We start from the raw sequence: 18,617 nt of genomic DNA, 5'->3' as shown, positions 1-18,617 counted from the left end.
TTAGGAATAATCTTAAGTAATAAGAGAGTGGGTGCAGGGTTTTTTTAATCGTTTATTCTCCCCATTATTTACGTTGATAATCATGTAAGCACTTCAGGAAATCGGGCATACTTATCACGTGTCATGCGGGTAAAGTTCAAAAATAAACAAATTATCTTTTTACGTATGCCATACCCTCTGATATACCTTCATTCCCTCATACCAGTCTGAGTGATGGCCGCTGTGGTCTATACTGGCCATTATCGAATACCCAAAGGTGGTGTCATGCATATATTGCCTCCTGTTCGCCCTGAACACTCCATTGAACGTCTGACGGCGGTACTTGAACCCATTGCGGAAAAAGTGAAGCTCGCGCCGCGTAAGCGGATTACCTGGAAACATAAAGGCCGCCAGCAAATGTATCTTTTTCAGGAAGGAGAGCTTTCTTTGCTGCGGGCATCTGACGGGTTGCTGTTAGTTAGCGTTTTTGAGCCTCATCTGTTCGGCATTGCCGAGATGATCCAGCCGACGCAAGGACATATACTACGCGCAGAACAGGAGTCTCTGATTTTGCGTGCTGATGCAGATGAAGCCGCCGTGCGATTTCGTGAACAGGGCGTCTGGGAGGATGTGGCAGCCTTGCTGTCGTACCATACGGCCTATCTCATTTATCGTGATGCCCAGGTTGTGCAGCAGCGCACCTATTCCGTGATTCGCAGCTATCTGCAGGAGATGATATTACTGCCCGATGAGGTGCGGATGCGAACAACTATTCTGGAATATATTCAGGATCGTACGCTGCTTTCCCGCAGCAGTATTCTCAATGTATTATCTGCACTTAAGCAAGGTAAATATATCGCGTTCAAACGTGGCGGATATTTACTGGAGGTAGGGCATTTGCCAGAGTCATTTTAAAATTTAAAAATAAACAGAAAATGATTTCGCGATTGTCGTGTTTGTCGATATCGTTTGCTCACTGAAATATTCAACAGAGTAAACGGGATTTCTATGAAAAAGACACTTGTTGCATTAATTCTGGCTAACGCTTTTACCGCAACGGCTGCATTTGCAGCGGCAGATACAGGCACCTGGTATAGCGGTGCTAAATTCGGCTGGTCACACTATTTTGACGCCAGCACCGGATCGAAAGCGAGCGATAATAATAATGGCTCGAACCAGTATAATATTGATCATGATAATGTCGGTGGTGGGGTATACGCGGGTTATCAGATGACTCCGTGGCTTGCACTGGAAGGCGGTTACGATTATTTAGGCAATATGCAGATTAAAGGCAAACATAGCGCGGGGGCACAAATGAAAAGCCAGGGGCTGCAGATGTCCTTAAAAGCCAGCTATGCCGTGACCGACAGCTGGGATATCTATGGTCGTGCTGGGGCGATGGCCTATCGTGCTGAATCTGATGTAAGTGGTCACAATCGTTTTGAAACAGGCGTTCGCCCGCTTGCCGCAGTCGGGACGGAGTATGCGTTTAACAAAAATTTAGCGGGCCGTCTGGAATATCAATGGGTAAGCAACGTGGGTAATGCCAACCAGATTGGCGTCAGCAGCGACGTAAGCTCTGTGACTGCTGGACTGACATGGCGATTTGGACAGCACGATTAATCCTTGCCATCCTTTCCGTTACAAAAGCCCGACTGTTCAGCAGTTGGGCTTTTGGCATTTAACCGGTGACTAAAGGTTGAAGGACAATGTTAATCTTTTGCAGTCCCGTGACGTTTTTATCTTTCAGGTACTGCTGATTAACCATTTCCAGCTGCTCAAGTTTAGTCAGCGAGGCGAAGACCGGCTGAACAGGGCTATCTTCGGTAAAAATATCTTTCGCGGTAGTCTGTTGTAAATAATCTGATTTCAACTGCGCAGTTAAACGGTCAATCTGAACTTTATTTTCCTGATACAGCGCAGCGATACGCGATGCTGGAATTTCTGGCGGTTTTTCTCCTGGCAAAACTAATGGGATCTGCAGATGATGGATTTGTTCAACCTTATCAGGCGCAGACGCGCTGCAGGCGGTTAATAAACTGAGGCTGAGCAGAGTCAGTAATAATGACCGTTTCTTCATGGGGGACTCGTGTTAAATAAGCAGAGCGGACATTATCGTAAACAACCGATACATCTTCAGATTAAACTTGTTTAATTTTAAATATCCCGGCGGGAATAATCAGCCAGGCTGACGCAGCCACCCCGTCTGCGTCAGTCATGCACGCGGGGGAAACAATCCGGCAAGAAAACGCTATACGTTATAGCCATCAGGATCCCGTAAGGCTATGCTTCATTCAGCACGATAATAATTACAGAGGCAATGTCATGGATAAAGAGCTACTGGAAGCGGGTTACCGGGCCTATACCGGGGAGAAAATTGACGTCTACTTCAATACCGGGATCTGCAAACACTCCGGTAACTGCGTGCGCGGCAGCGCAAAGCTGTTTAATCTGAAACGTAAACCGTGGATCATTCCTGATGAAGTGGACGTGGAAACCGTTGTACGCGTGATTGATACCTGCCCGAGCGGTGCGCTGCAGTATCGCCAAAAATAAGCGAGGAACCATGGATATTCTGGAAGGCCATAACAAGTTTTATGTGAACGATGCGAACGGCAATCAGGTTGCAGAGATTGTCTTCGTGCCCACAGGTGAGCATCTGAGTATTATTGAGCACACCGATGTCGATCCGAGCCTGAAGGGGCAAGGGGTTGGTAAGCAGCTGGTGGCGAAGGTGGTGGAGAAAATGCGCGGTGAGAATCGCAAAATTATCCCGCTGTGCCCGTTTGCAAAGCATGAGTTTGATAACACGCGGGAATATGACGATATTCGGGCGTAAAACACACCGGCGATGGCCGGTGTTTTTTTATCTCACCTGCTCCAGCAGCAATCCCAGCGCGATCGCCACCATAATCCCCCCTGAGGCCATGCTCACCGCACGTGCCGCCTGCGGACGGGTCGCCAGCACCGCTTTCGAACCATATCCCACCAGCAAATAGACCAGTGTGCAGGTGATAAGATGCATCACACCCAAGGCTGACATCTGCGTGGCAATCGACCAGCTTCCCTTTGGATCGGTAAACTGCGGAAGCAACGCCAGAAACAGTAAGAAGACTTTTGGGTTGAGCCCGCTGATACATAATCCCTTCACCGCCCACTGTTTCCAGTTTCCTGCATGCTGTACGGTGCTTTCCGGCGCGGCAGGATGGCGTAACAGCGTGATGCCGAGCCACAGCAGATAAACCGCCCCCGCAATTGTCAGCCCTGATAATGCCAGTGGATGTTGAGCCATCAACACACCCACGCCCGCCACTACGACCAGCGTGGCGAGCAGATGCCCGGACATCAGTCCCATCACCGCCGGCACTACGCGCCGCCCGTTGATCCCGGCGCTGATCGCATAGGCCCAGTCTGCACCCGGTGTCATGATGAGCAGGAAGGACACCACCCAAAAACCGGCCACAATACTCATTTCCATCGTCTGTGAAACTCCTGTACCTGAATTACCCGGAGAGAAAGAATATCGGTATCGGTACGAAATGAGTTTTCAATGTTATGCTCATAAAACGCTAAAATTAAGAAAATCTTCCATATGGATAGCATTGATCGAAAAATTCTTGCTGAACTGCAGGCTGATGGCCGTTTATCTCTTACGGAGCTGGCGGAGCGGGTGAACCTGAGCCTCTCTCCGTGTCACCGACGCGTACGTGCGCTGGAGCAGAACGGAGCCATTACGGGGTATCGCGCCAATCTCGATCCCGCCAAAATGGGGTTTAATTTCCTGGCGATTGTGTTTGCCACCCTGAAAGAGGGTGATAAGAAAGCGGTCAGCGCGTTCGAAGAGGCGGTGGAAGAGATCCCGCAAATCGTGCTGGCCCAACGATTATTTGGCGATCCCGACTACCTGATGCATGTTGTCACCCGCGATCTGTCGGCTTTTCAGAAACTGTATGACGAGAAACTTTCTGCCATGCCAGGCGTACAGCATCTTCGCTCTACGCTGGTGATGAAAACGGTCGTGCAGGACAGACCGTTTCCACTGTAAAAATCAGACGCGCCCGGCAGAAGGCCGGGCACGCGAGGGTTAGCCGACAAACATCACCGACACGCACAGCACGCCAACAATGAGCGTGAGCAGGCTGCCAATGGAGCGATACGGCTTAAGGGCGGGGATCAGGTACGTCGACAGCGTCGGCATGATAAACAGGATCATGGCGATAAGCGGACCGCTGATGGCGTAAATCATCGAAATGGCGTTCGGGTTAATGCAGCAGACCGCAAAGGTGATCAGCGACACGCCCAGAATAGAAATCGCACGGTTAAAGGCGCGGCTCTTCTTCACGCCGACCTGATTCAGCGACGACTTCACGATTTCCGTCGCCCCTTCAATCACCCCAAAATAGGTGCCCAGGAACGATTTCGACATGGCAATAATCGCAACAATAATGCCGGAAATGCCGAGCCAGGCCGGAGAAGAGGGCATCATCGACAGCGCTGACAGGATCGTCACCCCTTGCTCTTTTGCGGTCACAATATAGGACGGCGGAATCGAGAGCAGGCAGCTGAACACAAAGAACAGCACGCTCAGGCAGATGATCAGATACGCCACCTTCATGATTTTCTTGCACTTGTCCATGGCTGCGTCACCGAACTTCTCGCGGCGATCGACGGCAAAGGTGGAGATAATCGGCGTATGGCTAAACGCGAACACCATCACCGGGATTGAGATCCACACCTGATGCAAAGTGTGGCGATCAAACGCCATCTGGCTGGTGAGCAGTGAGGGTTGCCAGCTGCCGGTCAGGTACAGGGAGACAAACAGGAAATAGGCGATCAGCGGAAACACCAGGAAGCCCATCACTTTGATCGTGATATGTCGCCCCATCAGGAAGATAAGATTCAATACCAGTACCACGCCAAAACTGACCAACACGCGAGTGGCGGTATCCACCGTCATCCTTTTTGCCAGTTGCTCGGTTAATGAATTGGTGATGGCCACGGCGTAAATCTGCACCACCACGAAGAAGGCGATGAAATAGAGCGTGGTGATCAGATTCCCGATTTTCCTGCCGTAGTAGTGGGAGACCGCGCCGGTGATCCCTTCATTGCCTTTCGTTTTTGACGACAGGATAAATTGCGCCAGCGCTTTATGCGGCCAGTAGGTTAATGGGTAGGCCACAAGGGCGGTAATGAACAGGACAATAGCGCCTGCGGAGCCCAGCTGGATGGGCAAGAACAGCGTTCCTGCGCCCACGGCCGTGCCATAGAGAGCGAAACTCCACAGAGTCTCATCTTTTGACCAAATTTTCGACATTAGAGCAACGTATCAACTAGCAAACCATTCAGAATGGAGTGCAATTTACCATAGTTATGCGTTGAGAGCGCAGTTGCTTCGACGGAGTTTGGCCGGACCAGTCGTCCGGCCAGAGGGGAGTTAGCCCGCCAGGGCGCGTCGCTGCTGACGGCGCTTCAGGAATTTCTCACGTAACGTGTCATACGCCCAGTTGTAGAACATGGTGTAGGGCAGGAAGAACAGGAAGAAACCTATTTCCAGCGTGAATGCCTGCAGCAGCGTGACGCCAAGAACCGCAGCGACAATCGACACGCCAATCACGATAAACCCACATTCGAACCCCAGGGCATGCAGCGCGCGGACTTTTGCCGTGCGTTTTACGCGCTGGACAGGCCAGAAACGGTCGAAACCGAAGTTATAGATAATGTTCCAGAGCATGGCCGTAGTGGCGAGGATAATGGTCAACCCACCCATCTCCACCACGGAACGCTGCATCAGCCACGCTGCCGTTGGGGCGAGGATCGCCGTGGCAATCCCCTCAAAGCAGACCGCGTGGAAGATCCGCTCCGGCAGTTTACGTTGGAGTGCATCCTGATGTTGCATAGCTTTCGACCTCGTTAATTCGCCGGTATGGGCGTTGATGGCGCCTATTTTTATCGCTAAAGGTGATATATTAAAGATGGTATCCATCGATAAAGTAGATAGGTTATGCGCTACTCACCTGAAGCCCTTACCGCGTTTGTTGAAACCGTGGCAGCGGGCTCTTTCTCTGCTGCCGCACGGCGGCTGCGTAAAAGCCAGTCAACAATCAGCACCTCGATTGCCAATCTTGAAGCTGACCTCGGCTTTGATCTGTTCGACCGTTCGGCGCGCCAGCCGGTGTTAACCGCTCAGGGAGAGCAGGTGCTGGGCTATGTCCAGGCGATCCTCGCCGCCAGCACGCGGCTGGACGAACTGGCGGTATCGTTGACCGCGCAAACGGAGGCGCGCCTGACGTTTGTCCTCTCTGATACGCTTAACCCGGACGTGCTGGAAGATCTGATGAACCAGTTTGACCAGCGTTTTCCCCATACGGAATTTGAGTGCCTGATTGGCGAGGAAGAGGACGTCATCGATCTGCTGCAAAAGGAGAGGGCGCAGGTTGGCCTGACGGAGGCGCGTGACGTTTACCCGACCGATATTGGCGTCACCCGGCTGCCGATGCAAACCCGGATGGCGATTTATGTCGCGACCACGCATCCTCTGGCCGGGCAACATGAAGTGCAGGCCGATGAGCTGCACGGCTGGCGGGAACTGCGGCTCAGCACCTACCTTGAGCGCGAGGCAACGCTCGCCCGGGGGCCGGTCTGGTCGGCACCGAATTACCTGTTACTGCTGAGTATGGCGGTGCAGGGATTTGGCTGGTGCGTGTTGCCGTGTGCGCTGGTGGAAGAATTTGCCGCCGCGAAATCGCTGGTGCAGTTGAATGTCCCTGGCTGGCCTCGCGCGATCGGTATTGATTTGCTATGGAATAAACGATCCCCTCCCGGCGTCGCCGGAAGCTGGCTGCGGCAGTATCTGCAGGACGCACGCTGAACCTTGTGATTAAACTCACTATTTTTAAACAATTAAGATAAATGCCAGTAACAATCCTCTACTATCGTCATGTCCTTTAACGCAGAGGTGGTGATGAAAGATGTCGTTATAGTGGGTGCGTTGCGTACAGCTATCGGCTGTTTTCAGGGAGCGCTGGCGCGTCACTCGGCTGTTGAACTGGGTAGCGTGGTGGTGAAAGCGCTGGTGGAGCGCAGCGGGATCCCGGCACATGAAGTCGATGAGGTGATCCTCGGACAGGTCCTGACGGCCGGCGCCGGGCAAAACCCTGCCCGTCAGGCGGCGCTAAAAGGCGGCCTGCCCAACACCGTCTCGGCAATCACCATCAACGACGTCTGTGGCTCAGGGTTAAAGGCGCTGCATCTTGCCACGCAGGCCATCCAGTGTGGCGAAGCGGATGTGGTCATTGCCGGTGGGCAGGAGAACATGAGCCGCGCGCCGCATGTCCTCACCGACAGCCGCACCGGCGCGCAGTTGGGTAACAGCCAGTTGCTCGACAGCCTGGTGCATGACGGGCTGTGGGACGCGTTTAATGATTATCATATGGGCGTGACGGCGGAAAACCTGGCGCGTGAGTACGGTATAAGCCGTGAGCTGCAGGATGCTTACGCGTTGAGCTCGCAGCAGAAAGCGCGTGCCGCGATTGATTCCGGGCGTTTTCGCGATGAAATTGTCCCGGTGTGCACCCAGCGCCAGAACGGTCAGACGATTGTCGTCGACACCGATGAGCAGCCGCGAACCGATGCCAGCGCAGAAGGGCTGGCCATGCTCAATCCTGCTTTTGAAACGCAAGGGTCGGTCACGGCGGGAAATGCCTCTTCGATTAACGACGGTGCGGCAGCGGTGATGATGATGAGCGAAAGCAAAGCGCAGGAACTGGATCTCCCCGTGCTGGCCCGGATTAAGGCGTTTGCCAGCGTGGGGGTTGATCCGGCGTTAATGGGGATCGCGCCGGTGTATGCGACCCGCCGCTGCCTGGATCGCGCGGGCTGGCAGCTTTCCGATGTGGATCTGATTGAAGTCAACGAGGCCTTTGCCGCGCAGGCGATCTCAGTGGGCAAAATGCTGGAGTGGGATCCGCTGCGGGTGAATGTCAACGGCGGTGCGATTGCGCTCGGTCATCCCATCGGTGCTTCGGGCTGCCGCATTCTGGTATCGCTGGTTCACGAGATGAAAAAGCGTAACGCCCGTAAAGGCATTGCCACGCTCTGTATCGGCGGTGGGCAAGGAGTAGCGCTGGCTATCGAACGTTAATCCCTTCCTTCATAAAAAAACCTCCCGATGGGAGGTTTTTTTATGCGCGTTATTCCTGCATGACGTGATCTCCCTCCATTAATTTCGCCTAAATCCCACTTGTTTGTTGACGTGTATCACGCCGATTTGTACCGAAAAAAATGAAACAAATAATTACGATCTTGCTCACTAAAATAGCATTTATTAAAAAATAAACTGCCATTTCATAAAAATGAAACATTATTTTAATTGAGGGTTTTTGTCATGTTTAACAAATCTCTGGTTGTAGCTTCTCTTATTGGTACTTCTTTCGCCGCGCAGGCGGTGACCGTCGATCTGCGTCATGAATACATCGACAACGGCGCAAATGCAGACCGTGTTTCAGTCTCGCATCGCTTTGCGAATGGCGTCGGTTTTTCTGTAGAAGCGAAATGGAAATCGGGTGGTGATAAGGCCGACCAGCCGTTTGCGGATGTGGTGGGTAACGGTCATGAAGATCAAATTAGCTGGCGCTGGAAAGCGACAGAGAATATTGCGCTGACTCCCGCGTTCACGCTTGAGAGTAACGACAGCCGTACCATTTATAAACCGAACCTGCACCTGCAATACAGTTTCGATAATGGCTTTTACGTGGCCGCGCGCTACCGTTATGAATATACCCGTTATCCGTCGAGCTCTAATAAAGACGATGACAAAGTTAACCGTGGTGATGCCTGGGTCGGCTGGGTCATGGGAGACTGGCGTACCGAACTGAATTATGTTTATGCAAAAAGTACGGAAGGGATGGTCCGTAATAATAATAAAGATTATTCCACCGAATATAACGCGAAGCTGGCGTATAAATGGGATAAAAACTGGGCGCCATATGTTGAGGTGGGTAACGTGGGTGTGAAAGAGAGCGATGAACGTCAGACCCGCTTCCGTTTAGGCGTGGCGTATTCCTTCTGATATTTCCCTCCAGGCCCGGTGAGCGCAGCGTCACCGGGCAAAACGTTCAGAGCAAAAAAAGCCCTCCGTAAGGAGGGCAAGGCCAGTTACAGAAACACATTTTTAAATCATGCAGACAACATCTCCGGTTGCGCGGGGAGTTTCGCAATATAGAGGGCAGGTTTACCGTCTTTATCGGAACTGAATAGCACCGCTTTCTCGTCCGGTGTAAAGGAGGGATGCGGATGGGTGACCTGGCGGCTATTTTCTACCGTCGCCCAGGAGGTGTCATGACGGGCGATGCGATAGTAGCGCTTTTTGGCCACGTCAAAGGCGTAGAGATAGGGATCGTTATCGATGGTGTAACCGTGGGTGTCTTTCACATCCACCGGTGTGCCGGAACCGTCGCCTACCAGTAACGTGCCGTCGAAATTACTCATCAAATGTGAACAGGATGGCATCTGCATTATCGTCTCATTTACGCCGGTTCGTGGATCGAAGCGGCAGATGGAACGACCCTGCTGGCCTTTCAGATACGAGACGTATACCAGCGCGGAGCCATCCGGGACCCAGAATTCGTGGGTACAGCTTTCACCTTGTGCATGCGTTTTGACTTTACGTATGTCGGTGCCATCTTCGTTGACCAGCCACATCCGGGCATCGACCAGATCGTGTGGTCCCTCGTGACAAAACGCCACCGTATGGTCATCAAACGGACGATAGATAGGATGCCCCAGCCACTTCTTCTCTTCATGAATGATTGAGCTCTCGCCGGTTTTCAGATCCACGCGCAGCAGCCGGCAGTGTGGCCCTTTATGGAAGAAGTCGTGGAAAATTTGCCAGTCGTTCAGCGGTGTCCAGTCGCGTTTCGCAATTTCAATGCCCACAAGGCTGGTGCAGTCGCTGTTCGCCACCCAGGTGCCGTAACCGACCCAGTCATCCGGGACGCGGTACACTTCACGCTCTGCCCGTGTCTCAAGAGAGACCTCCATAAGCGTGCGATCGTTCTTCACATAGTAGAAGGCGCGATCGTCCGGGGAGAGAAATCCGCCAAAGGTGTTATCGCCTGCGCCCTCTGTCAGCTGTACGGCTTCGGCGTTCTGCAGATCCAGCAGGTAATAGTTCCAGTGACCATCGAACGCTCCGGCGAACAGCAGATGACTGCCGTCATTAAAGAAGCACTTCTGGTAAAAGTAGTTGCGATGACAGGTTACTTCAGGCGGGGTCAGACGCGTGACTTCGACGCCTGTATCCGGATCCCGGCCGATCTCGTAGTTCAGCTTGACCCGCATACCTTTAGCCATAATGCGCTCCTTTCGGCAATAAAAATAAGATTAAAAAGTAGGTGTTAAATTATCAAAACGCCGTTTTATTTAGTGTGACTTATCGCGCAGTTTGTCAGTTTGAGTGAGGTGAAGCGGCGAATCCTGACGCTTCCGTGATCGGAACACCATTTCTGGTATAAAGAATCACAAAAAATGAAACGATGTTTTAAATGTAATTGAAAACCCCATTATGGGCGTTTACACTGTGCTTATCCTTAAAACGGAACGTCGTTTCGTTAATTTTCTGCCTTCGGGCACGATCCATTCTGGAGGTTATCGTGGACGTCAGACAAAGCATCCACAGCGCGCACGCCAAAACCCTCGACACGCAGGGGCTGCGCAGTGAATTTTTAGTTGAGCAGGTGTTCGAAGCCGATCGCTACACCATGGTCTACAGCCACATTGACCGCATTATTGTGGGCGGAATTATGCCGGTGACCAAAACTGTCTCCGTGGGTGGGGAAGTGGGTAAGCAGCTCGGCGTGAGCTATTTCCTGGAACGGCGTGAACTGGGCGTGATTAACATTGGCGGGCCGGGCACCATTACGGTTGACGGCCAGTGCTACGAAATTGGTCACCGTGACGCGCTGTATGTCGGCAAGGGCGCGAAAGAGGTGGTTTTTGCCAGCGTCGACGGCAGCACGCCAGCGAAGTTTTACTACAACTGCGCCCCGGCTCACACCACTTGTCCTACCAAAAAAGTTACCCCGGCAGACGTAGCCCCGGTGACGCTGGGCGATAACCTCACCAGCAACCGTCGCACCATCAACAAATACTTCGTTCCGGATGTGCTGGAGACCTGCCAGCTCAGCATGGGGCTGACCGAGCTGGCGCCGGGCAACCTGTGGAACACCATGCCGTGCCATACCCACGAGCGCCGTATGGAGGTCTATTTCTACTTCAACATGGATGAGGATGCCTGCGTATTCCACATGATGGGGCAACCGCAGGAAACACGCCATATCGTGATGCATAACGAGCAGGCGGTTATCTCTCCAAGCTGGTCAATTCACTCCGGGGTGGGGACGAAGGCGTATACCTTCATCTGGGGAATGGTCGGTGAAAACCAGGTCTTTGATGACATGGACCACGTCGCGGTAAAAGATCTGCGCTAGTCGCGGGCAGTTAAGCATAAATCTGCCTGTTGCTGACAGGCATCGAAAGAGTAAGGAACAAACATGATTCTGGATGCATTCTCTCTGCAAGGTAAAGTGGCTGTGGTTTCCGGTTGTGACACCGGTCTGGGCCAGGGCATGGCGTTAGGGCTGGCAGAAGCGGGCTGCGATATCGTGGGCATCAACATCGTCGAGCCTACGGAAACCATCGAGCGCGTGACCGCGCTGGGCCGCCGTTTCCTGAGCCTGACCGCGGATCTGCGTAAAATCGACGCCATTCCTGACCTGCTGGATCGCGCCGTGGCGGAATTCGGTCATATCGATATTCTGGTCAATAATGCCGGGCTGATCCGCCGTGAAGACGCGATTAACTTCAGCGAGCGCGACTGGGACGACGTGATGAACCTGAATATCAAAAGCGTGTTCTTTATGTCTCAGGCGGCGGCGAAACACTTCATCGCTCAGGGGAACGGCGGCAAGATTATCAATATCGCTTCCATGCTCTCCTTCCAGGGGGGCATCCGGGTGCCGTCTTACACCGCGTCAAAAAGCGCAGTGATGGGGGTCACCCGTCTGCTGGCGAACGAATGGGCGAAGCACAATATCAACGTTAACGCCATTGCCCCGGGCTACATGGCGACCAACAACACCCAGCAGCTGCGTGCGGACGAGCAGCGTAGCGCGGAAATCCTTGACCGAATCCCGGCAGGGCGTTGGGGGCTGCCGGACGATCTGAAAGGACCTGTGGTGTTCCTGGCATCGAAGGCGTCGGACTACATCAACGGTTATACCGTAGCGGTTGATGGCGGCTGGCTGGCGCGTTAATTCGCGCTGACGAAAGAGCCTCTGCCTGCGGGTGGAGGTTTTTTTTGCTCAAAAATTGTCATTATCCATATCGACAAAGATGAAAAATCCATACTAAAAAATCATAAATGACACGCATCACAGTTTTATTACTTAAATATTAATCAATTAGTAAAATATGGCGATATTTCACCGCGAGTTGAAATTGTAATGTCCATCACAGATCGCCATGCCATAGCGAAATAATCCATATCTTCGCGAATTCCGGCCTGACACTTTTCTTCCCTATCTCGTAATTTCACTTAACGAATTTCTCTGTTCAGGCAGGAAACTATGACATCTATAAATGACTCTACCCTCATGCCCGCGGCGCTGCGCGATACTCGCCGCATGAACCAGTTTGTCTCCATTGCGGCGGCAGTGGCTGGCTTGTTATTTGGACTGGATATCGGCGTCATTGCTGGCGCATTACCGTTTATTACCGATCACTTTACGCTGAGCAGTCGCCTGCAGGAGTGGGTGGTGAGCAGCATGATGCTTGGCGCGGCCATCGGCGCGCTGTTCAACGGCTGGCTCTCGTTCCGTCTCGGGCGCAAATATAGCCTGATGGTTGGGGCGATCCTGTTTGTGGCAGGCTCCATTGGCTCTGCGTTCGCCACCAACGTGGAAGTGCTGTTGCTCTCCCGCGTCCTGCTGGGCGTGGCGGTCGGGATTGCCTCCTACACCGCGCCGCTGTATCTCTCGGAGATGGCGAGCGAGAACGTGCGCGGCAAGATGATCAGTATGTACCAGCTGATGGTCACGCTGGGTATCGTACTGGCGTTTCTGTCAGATACTTACTTCAGCTACAGCGGTAACTGGCGCGCCATGCTGGGCGTGCTGGCGCTGCCCGCGCTGTTGCTGATTGTGCTGGTGATTTTCCTGCCGAACAGCCCGCGCTGGCTGGCGCAGAAAGGTCGTCACGTGGAAGCGGAAGAGGTGCTGCGCATGCTGCGTGATACCTCAGAGAAAGCGCGTGAAGAGCTGAACGAGATCCGTGAAAGCCTGAAGCTGAAGCAGGGCGGCTGGTCGCTGTTTAAAGCCAACCGCAACGTGCGTCGCGCGGTGTTCCTTGGCATGCTGCTGCAGGCGATGCAGCAGTTCACCGGGATGAATATCATCATGTATTACGCGCCGCGTATCTTCAAAATGGCCGGATTTACCACCACTGAACAGCAGATGATTGCAACGCTGGTGGTCGGGCTGACCTTTATGTTTGCCACGTTTATCGCGGTATTTACCGTGGATAAAGCCGGTCGTAAACCGGCGCTGAAGATTGGCTTTAGCGTAATGGCGCTCGGTACGCTGATCCTCGGTTACTGTCTGATGCAGTTTGATAATGGCACCGCCTCGAGCGGTCTCTCCTGGCTCTCTGTCGGGATGACCATGATGTGTATCGCCGGATATGCCATGAGCGCCGCACCGGTGGTGTGGATCCTGTGCTCTGAAATTCAGCCGCTGAAGTGCCGCGACTTTGGCATCACCTGTTCCACCACCACCAACTGGGTGTCGAACATGATCATCGGCGCAACCTTCCTGACGCTGCTGGATGCCATTGGTGCAGCAGGAACGTTCTGGCTCTACACGGTACTGAACGTGGTGTTTATCGGGGTGACCTTCTGGCTGATTCCTGAAACCAAAGGCGTGACGCTGGAGCATATTGAACGCAAGCTGATGAGCGGGGAGAAATTACGTAATATTGGCGTGTAATGTTATTGCCCGGTGGCGCTTCGCTTACCGGGCCTACAATACCTTGTCGGCCCGGTAAGGCGTCGACTTTTAACGCATCGCCCGCTTCAAAATACGCTCAGCCTGACGCTGGAAATCTGCAGCGGTCTCTTCCACCGATTTCTGACCATAGTCGATATACTGCAGCGAGGTGCCGAACTGCGCCACAATCTGCGGATCGTCAAAGTAAGGGGACACGCTGAGTTTTGCAGGCAGCGACTGCGCCAGACGCAGGCCTGCAACCGACGGGTCGTTTTCTTTAATGGTACCGGCTTCAGTCAGGTACTGAACCGCCACTTTGCTCAGCGGTACGCCACGCTCCAGGCCCAGCGTCTCCACGCCCTCTTTACTGTTCAGCAGGAAGTTAATCAGCTTTGCCGCCGCTTCCGGGTTTTTGGTCGATTTACCGATCGACAGCATCTGTGCCGGTTTGAAGAACAGGCCCGCATCCGTGGCACCCGGCAGCATCGGGTAACTGCCCAGCACCAGTTTTGCCGGTGGCTTGAGGTTATCGGAGTATTTATTGATGGTGGAGTTCCACATATAGGTGCCGCCCCATTCCCCCTGGATCCACGGCTTCATCTCATACATGTTGCTCTTGCCAAACGACGCATAGTATTTGGTGTCCGGCATCACATGGCTATCAATCAGTTTTTTGTAGGTCTGGAAGAACTCCACCCATTGCGCCTTGCTGTAGGTGAATTTTTTGGTTTTCTCGTCCACGGCAGGGATGTTGTATTTCTGAACCATGTAAGAATTCAGCAGCGCCAGCGTGTCCTGGTGTTCCAGTATGACAGGGTAATACTGCTTGCCGAGCTTGCTTTCGAAGGTTTTACCGGCGGCCATCAGTTCGTCCCAGGTTTTTGGGTAGTCGATGCCCGCTTTTTTCCACGTTTCGTCGTTAAAGTAGAAGACGCGCGCGGTCACGGAGATTGGGATCCCGTTCAGCTTGCCGTTGACCGTTGTGGACTGGAGCTCTTTGGCATCAAACTGGCTTAGATCTATCACGTCCTTCATTTTGTTCAGATCGTAAAAGCCGTCGCCGGTTTTCGAGAAGATCGGCAGCCAGTTCCAGTTGGTTTGCATCACATCCGGCTCTGTGCCGCCTGCAATCTGGGTGGTCAGACGGGAAAGATGCCCGTCCCAGCCGGTATATTCCGCCTTAACGTTAATGTCAGGGTTCTGTTTATGGAACTCTTCTAACGCTTTCAGCGTCACCTGGTGACGGCCATTACCGCCCCACCAGGACATACGTAAATCGGTATTTTGCGCCATCGATGGCAAAGCAGTAAGGCCCAGGGTCGCGGAGATTGCTGCGCTTAAAAGCACATTTTTCATTTTTCTTGCTCCATCAGAGAGAGAGGTTCAGTTCAGTTTTTGCGTCAAAAATATGGCACTTATTCATGTCGAAGCGGAAATAGACTTTGCGATTAAGCCCTTTAGTAATCATCGGCTTAGCCTCTTCCGAAGGGATTCTGGCGGTCAGTTCGTGGTCTGCTACCTTCAGGTACACAAAGAATTCGTGGCCCATGTTCTCCACGCGCACCATTTCGCCGCTGCACCCATCCGGGAAAGGCGAGTCTGAGATCGACACAAATTCCGGGCGCACGCCGTAGAACACGTCCTGACCGGCGTAAGCAGCGACTTTTTCCTGCGTTTGCGCATTGAGCGGCATGGTTTCATTGCCGAGGGTGATGTGCAGTTGCCCGGCTTTTTCCACCAACTGGCTTTTACGAATGTTCATCTCCGGTGCACCGATGAATCCTGCGACGAACATGTTGTTGGGCTTGTGGTAAAGATTATCCGGGGTATCGACCTGCATGATGTGGCCCAGCTTCATTACACAGATACGGTCGCCCATGGTCATCGCTTCGGTCTGGTCATGCGTGACGTAGACGGTGGTGGCCGGTTTACCGGACTGCTTCAGCTGCTTATGCAGATCTGAAATACGAATACGCATCGAGGCACGGAGCTTGGCATCAAGGTTTGACAGCGGTTCGTCAAAGAGAAACACGTCCGGCTTTTTCACAATCGCGCGGCCAACCGCGACGCGCTGGGCCTGTCCACCGGAAAGCTGACGCGGCAGGCGGTCAAGCAGCGACTCCAGCTCCAGGATTTTGGCCGCTTCGTTTACCTGCGACTCAATTTGCTCTTTCGGCAGTTTGCTCAGCTTCAGACCAAAGGCCAGATTTTCGCGCACCGTCATGTGCGGGTAGAGCGCGTAGTTCTGGAACACCATCGCAATGCCGCGCTCCTTCGGTGCGAGGTTGTTCACGATCTTATCGCCGATCCGCACTTCACCGCCGCTGATGGTTTCCAGCCCCGCCAGCATGCGAAGGGTGGTGGACTTGGCACAGCCGGATGGACCGACGATCACCATAAACTCCCCCTCGGCGATCTTCAGGTCGATAGCATGTACGGCTTTGAAGCCGTTGGAGTAAACCTTTTCCAGTTTATTGAAGACAACTTCAGCCATGATATTTCCCTCTTAACCTTTAATTCCGCTGCTGGAGACGCCCTGCACGAAGTAGCGTTGGGCCAGGAAGAACACAATGATGGATGGCAGAATGGAGATGCTCGCCATTGCCAGAATTTCGTTCCACGGCGCACCTTCGGTAACGTCGATGGACATTTTCAGCGCTAATGCAATCGGGTATTTATCCACGCTGTAGACGTAAATCAGCGGCCCGATAAAGTCATTCATTGACCACATGAACTGGAACAGGGCGACGGAGATAATGGCCGGTTTCAGGATCGGCACCACCACGTACCACAGCACCTGAAGGGAGTTACAGCCGTCGATTTGCGCCGCCTCTTCCATGTCACGCGGCACGCCGCGCAGGAACTGGATCAGCATAAAGACGAAGAACCCCTGCGTGGCGAAGGCCAGCGGCAGGTACAGCGGCATGTAGCTGTTCAACATGCCCATTTCACGGAACATCAGGTACTGCGGAATCAACAGCACGGTGCTGGGCAGCAGCATGGTGGTGATGAGCGTGGCGAACCAGAATTTTTTCCACGGGATCTCAAAGCGGGCAAAACCATACGCCACAATGGTGGAGGAGATAATGGTCAGGATCACTTTGGGGATCACATACTTAAAGGTGTTCAGCATGTAATGGCCGAAGGTGTACTCGGTCCCGGTCTTCCAGCCGTTGATAAACCCGTCCCAGGTGGCATGCGCCGGCCACAGGCTCAGGGTAGTGAAGATCTCGTGGTTCGGTTTGAACGACGCTGAGAACATCCACACCAGCGGGTAGAGCATCAGCAGGCCGACAAACAGCAGGATCGTATAGCGAACGGTGGCGTTGATTTTCTCTCTGCGCTGCGTACGGGCAACCTCGCGTTCGGCGACGCTTCTTGCCGCGGAAAGGTGTTGAATATCAGCCATTTTTGCCTCCTTTATCGGCGGAGTAGAACACCCAGTATTTCGACGACTTAAAGGCGATACCTGCAAAGACGGCCACCACCAGGAACAGGATCCACGCCAGCGCCGCGCCATAACCCATATCGAAATATTTGAACGCCGTGTCGTAGATGTAGAGCGAGAACAGATAGGTCGAGTAGGTTGGCCCGCCGCTGGTAATGACGTACGGCCCGGTAAATTCCTGGAATGCCTGAGTGGTTTGCATGATGAAGTTGAAGAAAATCACCGGCGTAATCAGCGGCACGGTCACTTTCATGAACATTTGCCATCTGGACGCGCCGTCGATCATTGCCGCTTCATACTGAGACTGCGGAACGTTTTGCAGCGCCGCCAGGAAGATGACCATCGCGGAGCCGAACTGCCAGACGCGCAGCAGGGTCACGGACATCAGCGCCAGAGAGGGCTCACCCAGCCAGTTCACCGGGTCGAAGCCAAATACGCCAATAAAGCTGTTCAGCAGACCATCTATCGCAAATAAGGCGCGCCACAACACAGCAATCGCCACGGAACTGCCGAGGATCGACGGAATATAGTAAGCGGTACGGAAAAAGCCGATCCCGCGTAATTTGAAGTTGAGAACAAACGCAATCCCTAATGCAAACGCGAGCTTCAGCGGAATGGTCAAAAATACATACGCGAACGTGACACCCATTGATGTCCAGAAGAGCGTGTCTTCGGTAAACATATAGCGATAGTTTTCGATGCCGTTAAACACCGGTGGGCTCATCAAATCGTAATCCGTAAAACTGAGGAAAAACGATGAGACGAAGGGGAAAGCCGTAAAGAGTATCAACCCAATAATGTAGGGTGATATCCATGCGAGCCCCAGCAGCTTGTTTTCATTCATACAGACCTACCTGGCAATCAGTGGGTGAAATGACGGTATGAGTTTCATGACATCCGAACCGTAGTTTTCGAATAATAAAACAGTGTTTTATTTTATATTATGGCTATTTTTTCCCGCGTCATTCGCTTAATGATGGAAATGTGATCAGCATCGAAACGCTGTTTCAATAAAGTGAGGAGGGTGGCATTTTGCCGCTATTTCTGGCGATCAAGGCAGGTCTTGCATGTAAGCAGAAAGAAAAGCGGATGATTAATAACAATAATACCGGAAAGGTACTAACTACCAACTTTGATAGCCAGTACACAGA

At 52.9% G+C, this 18,617-nt stretch carries 20 protein-coding genes; 11 read left to right on the top strand and 9 right to left on the bottom strand.

The window, feature by feature from the left end:
• Positions 1–264: 264 nt before the first annotated feature.
• Positions 265–894: a helix-turn-helix domain-containing protein gene (locus ACQG2G_RS17675; protein ID WP_061772531.1), complete on the top strand. Its 630-nt coding sequence runs from the start codon at positions 265–267 to the stop codon at positions 892–894.
• A 93-nt stretch (positions 895–987) separates the two neighbouring features.
• A complete protein-coding gene (locus tag ACQG2G_RS17670; protein WP_061772532.1) occupies positions 988–1,602 on the top strand; it encodes an outer membrane beta-barrel protein in 615 nt (204 codons plus the stop codon).
• Positions 1,603–1,660: 58 nt separating this feature from the next.
• On the opposite strand, the gene ACQG2G_RS17665 is transcribed toward ACQG2G_RS17670, so the two are convergent.
• Entirely contained in the window at positions 1,661–2,059 is a 399-nt protein-coding gene (locus ACQG2G_RS17665) for a hypothetical protein (protein ID WP_038983889.1), read from the bottom strand.
• Between the two features lie 245 nt (positions 2,060–2,304).
• On the opposite strand from ACQG2G_RS17665, the gene yjdI reads away from it, so the two are divergent.
• The gene (gene yjdI / locus ACQG2G_RS17660; protein ID WP_020687109.1) at positions 2,305–2,535 is read left to right on the top strand and encodes a 4Fe-4S mono-cluster protein YjdI; all 231 of its coding nucleotides are present in this window, start codon (positions 2,305–2,307) and stop codon (positions 2,533–2,535) included.
• Between the two features lie 10 nt (positions 2,536–2,545).
• Positions 2,546–2,818 carry a GNAT family N-acetyltransferase gene (locus ACQG2G_RS17655; protein WP_013098585.1) on the top strand — a complete coding sequence of 91 codons (273 nt, stop codon included), beginning with the start codon at positions 2,546–2,548 and terminating at the stop codon, positions 2,816–2,818.
• A gap of 27 nt (positions 2,819–2,845) precedes the next feature.
• Here the strand turns inward: ACQG2G_RS17655 and ACQG2G_RS17650 are convergent, their stop codons facing one another.
• Positions 2,846–3,457 carry a LysE family translocator gene (locus tag ACQG2G_RS17650; RefSeq protein ID WP_013098584.1) on the bottom strand — a complete coding sequence of 204 codons (612 nt, stop codon included), beginning with the start codon at positions 3,455–3,457 and terminating at the stop codon, positions 2,846–2,848.
• 114 nt (positions 3,458–3,571) lie between these two features.
• Between ACQG2G_RS17650 and ACQG2G_RS17645 the strand changes: the two genes are divergently transcribed.
• Entirely contained in the window at positions 3,572–4,024 is a 453-nt protein-coding gene (locus ACQG2G_RS17645) for an Lrp/AsnC family transcriptional regulator (RefSeq protein WP_248766616.1), read from the top strand.
• A gap of 39 nt (positions 4,025–4,063) precedes the next feature.
• Here ACQG2G_RS17645 and ACQG2G_RS17640 read toward each other — a convergent pair whose 3' ends face one another.
• Both ACQG2G_RS17640 and ACQG2G_RS17635 read right to left on the bottom strand, forming a co-directional pair.
• On the bottom strand, positions 4,064–5,293 hold the full coding sequence (locus ACQG2G_RS17640) for an amino acid permease (RefSeq protein ID WP_023620440.1): 1,230 nt from the start codon (positions 5,291–5,293) through the stop codon (positions 4,064–4,066).
• A gap of 120 nt (positions 5,294–5,413) precedes the next feature.
• Positions 5,414–5,875, bottom strand: a complete 462-nt coding sequence (locus ACQG2G_RS17635) for a multidrug/biocide efflux PACE transporter (protein WP_020687112.1) — start codon at positions 5,873–5,875, stop codon at positions 5,414–5,416.
• A 105-nt stretch (positions 5,876–5,980) separates the two neighbouring features.
• Between ACQG2G_RS17635 and ACQG2G_RS17630 the strand changes: the two genes are divergently transcribed.
• The 3 genes from ACQG2G_RS17630 (at position 5,981) to ACQG2G_RS17620 (ending at position 9,046) form a co-directional block, all read left to right on the top strand.
• Positions 5,981–6,847, top strand: a complete 867-nt coding sequence (locus ACQG2G_RS17630) for a LysR family transcriptional regulator (protein WP_094084728.1) — start codon at positions 5,981–5,983, stop codon at positions 6,845–6,847.
• A 93-nt stretch (positions 6,848–6,940) separates the two neighbouring features.
• Entirely contained in the window at positions 6,941–8,119 is a 1,179-nt protein-coding gene (locus ACQG2G_RS17625) for an acetyl-CoA C-acetyltransferase (protein ID WP_023620438.1), read from the top strand.
• 243 nt (positions 8,120–8,362) lie between these two features.
• Positions 8,363–9,046: a porin gene (locus ACQG2G_RS17620; protein ID WP_020687115.1), complete on the top strand. Its 684-nt coding sequence runs from the start codon at positions 8,363–8,365 to the stop codon at positions 9,044–9,046.
• Between the two features lie 107 nt (positions 9,047–9,153).
• Here ACQG2G_RS17620 and ACQG2G_RS17615 read toward each other — a convergent pair whose 3' ends face one another.
• Complete coding sequence (locus tag ACQG2G_RS17615; RefSeq protein WP_061771863.1) at positions 9,154–10,329, bottom strand: oligogalacturonate lyase family protein; 1,176 nt, start codon at positions 10,327–10,329, stop codon at positions 9,154–9,156.
• Positions 10,330–10,628: 299 nt separating this feature from the next.
• Between ACQG2G_RS17615 and kduI the strand changes: the two genes are divergently transcribed.
• The 3 genes from kduI (at position 10,629) to araE (ending at position 14,018) form a co-directional block, all read left to right on the top strand.
• Entirely contained in the window at positions 10,629–11,465 is an 837-nt protein-coding gene (gene kduI / locus ACQG2G_RS17610) for a 5-dehydro-4-deoxy-D-glucuronate isomerase (RefSeq protein ID WP_013098576.1), read from the top strand.
• 63 nt (positions 11,466–11,528) lie between these two features.
• Complete coding sequence (gene kduD / locus ACQG2G_RS17605; protein WP_013098575.1) at positions 11,529–12,290, top strand: 2-dehydro-3-deoxy-D-gluconate 5-dehydrogenase KduD; 762 nt, start codon at positions 11,529–11,531, stop codon at positions 12,288–12,290.
• Between the two features lie 294 nt (positions 12,291–12,584).
• Positions 12,585–14,018: an arabinose-proton symporter AraE gene (gene araE / locus ACQG2G_RS17600; protein WP_286012102.1), complete on the top strand. Its 1,434-nt coding sequence runs from the start codon at positions 12,585–12,587 to the stop codon at positions 14,016–14,018.
• A gap of 69 nt (positions 14,019–14,087) precedes the next feature.
• Here the strand turns inward: araE and ACQG2G_RS17595 are convergent, their stop codons facing one another.
• From ACQG2G_RS17595 to ACQG2G_RS17580, 4 genes are read right to left on the bottom strand one after another with little or no spacing between them, the layout of a single operon-like run.
• A complete protein-coding gene (locus ACQG2G_RS17595; RefSeq protein ID WP_040021666.1) occupies positions 14,088–15,374 on the bottom strand; it encodes an ABC transporter substrate-binding protein in 1,287 nt (428 codons plus the stop codon).
• 13 nt (positions 15,375–15,387) lie between these two features.
• A complete protein-coding gene (locus tag ACQG2G_RS17590) occupies positions 15,388–16,512 on the bottom strand; it encodes a sn-glycerol-3-phosphate ABC transporter ATP-binding protein UgpC (RefSeq protein WP_348595961.1) in 1,125 nt (374 codons plus the stop codon).
• Between the two features lie 12 nt (positions 16,513–16,524).
• On the bottom strand, positions 16,525–17,427 hold the full coding sequence (locus tag ACQG2G_RS17585) for a carbohydrate ABC transporter permease (protein ID WP_023620436.1): 903 nt from the start codon (positions 17,425–17,427) through the stop codon (positions 16,525–16,527).
• A complete protein-coding gene (locus ACQG2G_RS17580; protein WP_426769290.1) occupies positions 17,420–18,310 on the bottom strand; it encodes a carbohydrate ABC transporter permease in 891 nt (296 codons plus the stop codon). The genes ACQG2G_RS17585 and ACQG2G_RS17580 overlap by 8 nt, the downstream gene beginning before the upstream one ends.
• Positions 18,311–18,617: the final 307 nt, after the last annotated feature.

The sequence above is a fragment of the Enterobacter cloacae complex sp. 382A5 genome, from assembly GCF_050031095.1.
In the GTDB taxonomy this organism is placed as follows: Bacteria; Pseudomonadota; Gammaproteobacteria; order Enterobacterales; family Enterobacteriaceae; genus Enterobacter; species Enterobacter cloacae.
This window is presented reverse-complemented; position numbering and strand designations above follow the sequence as displayed.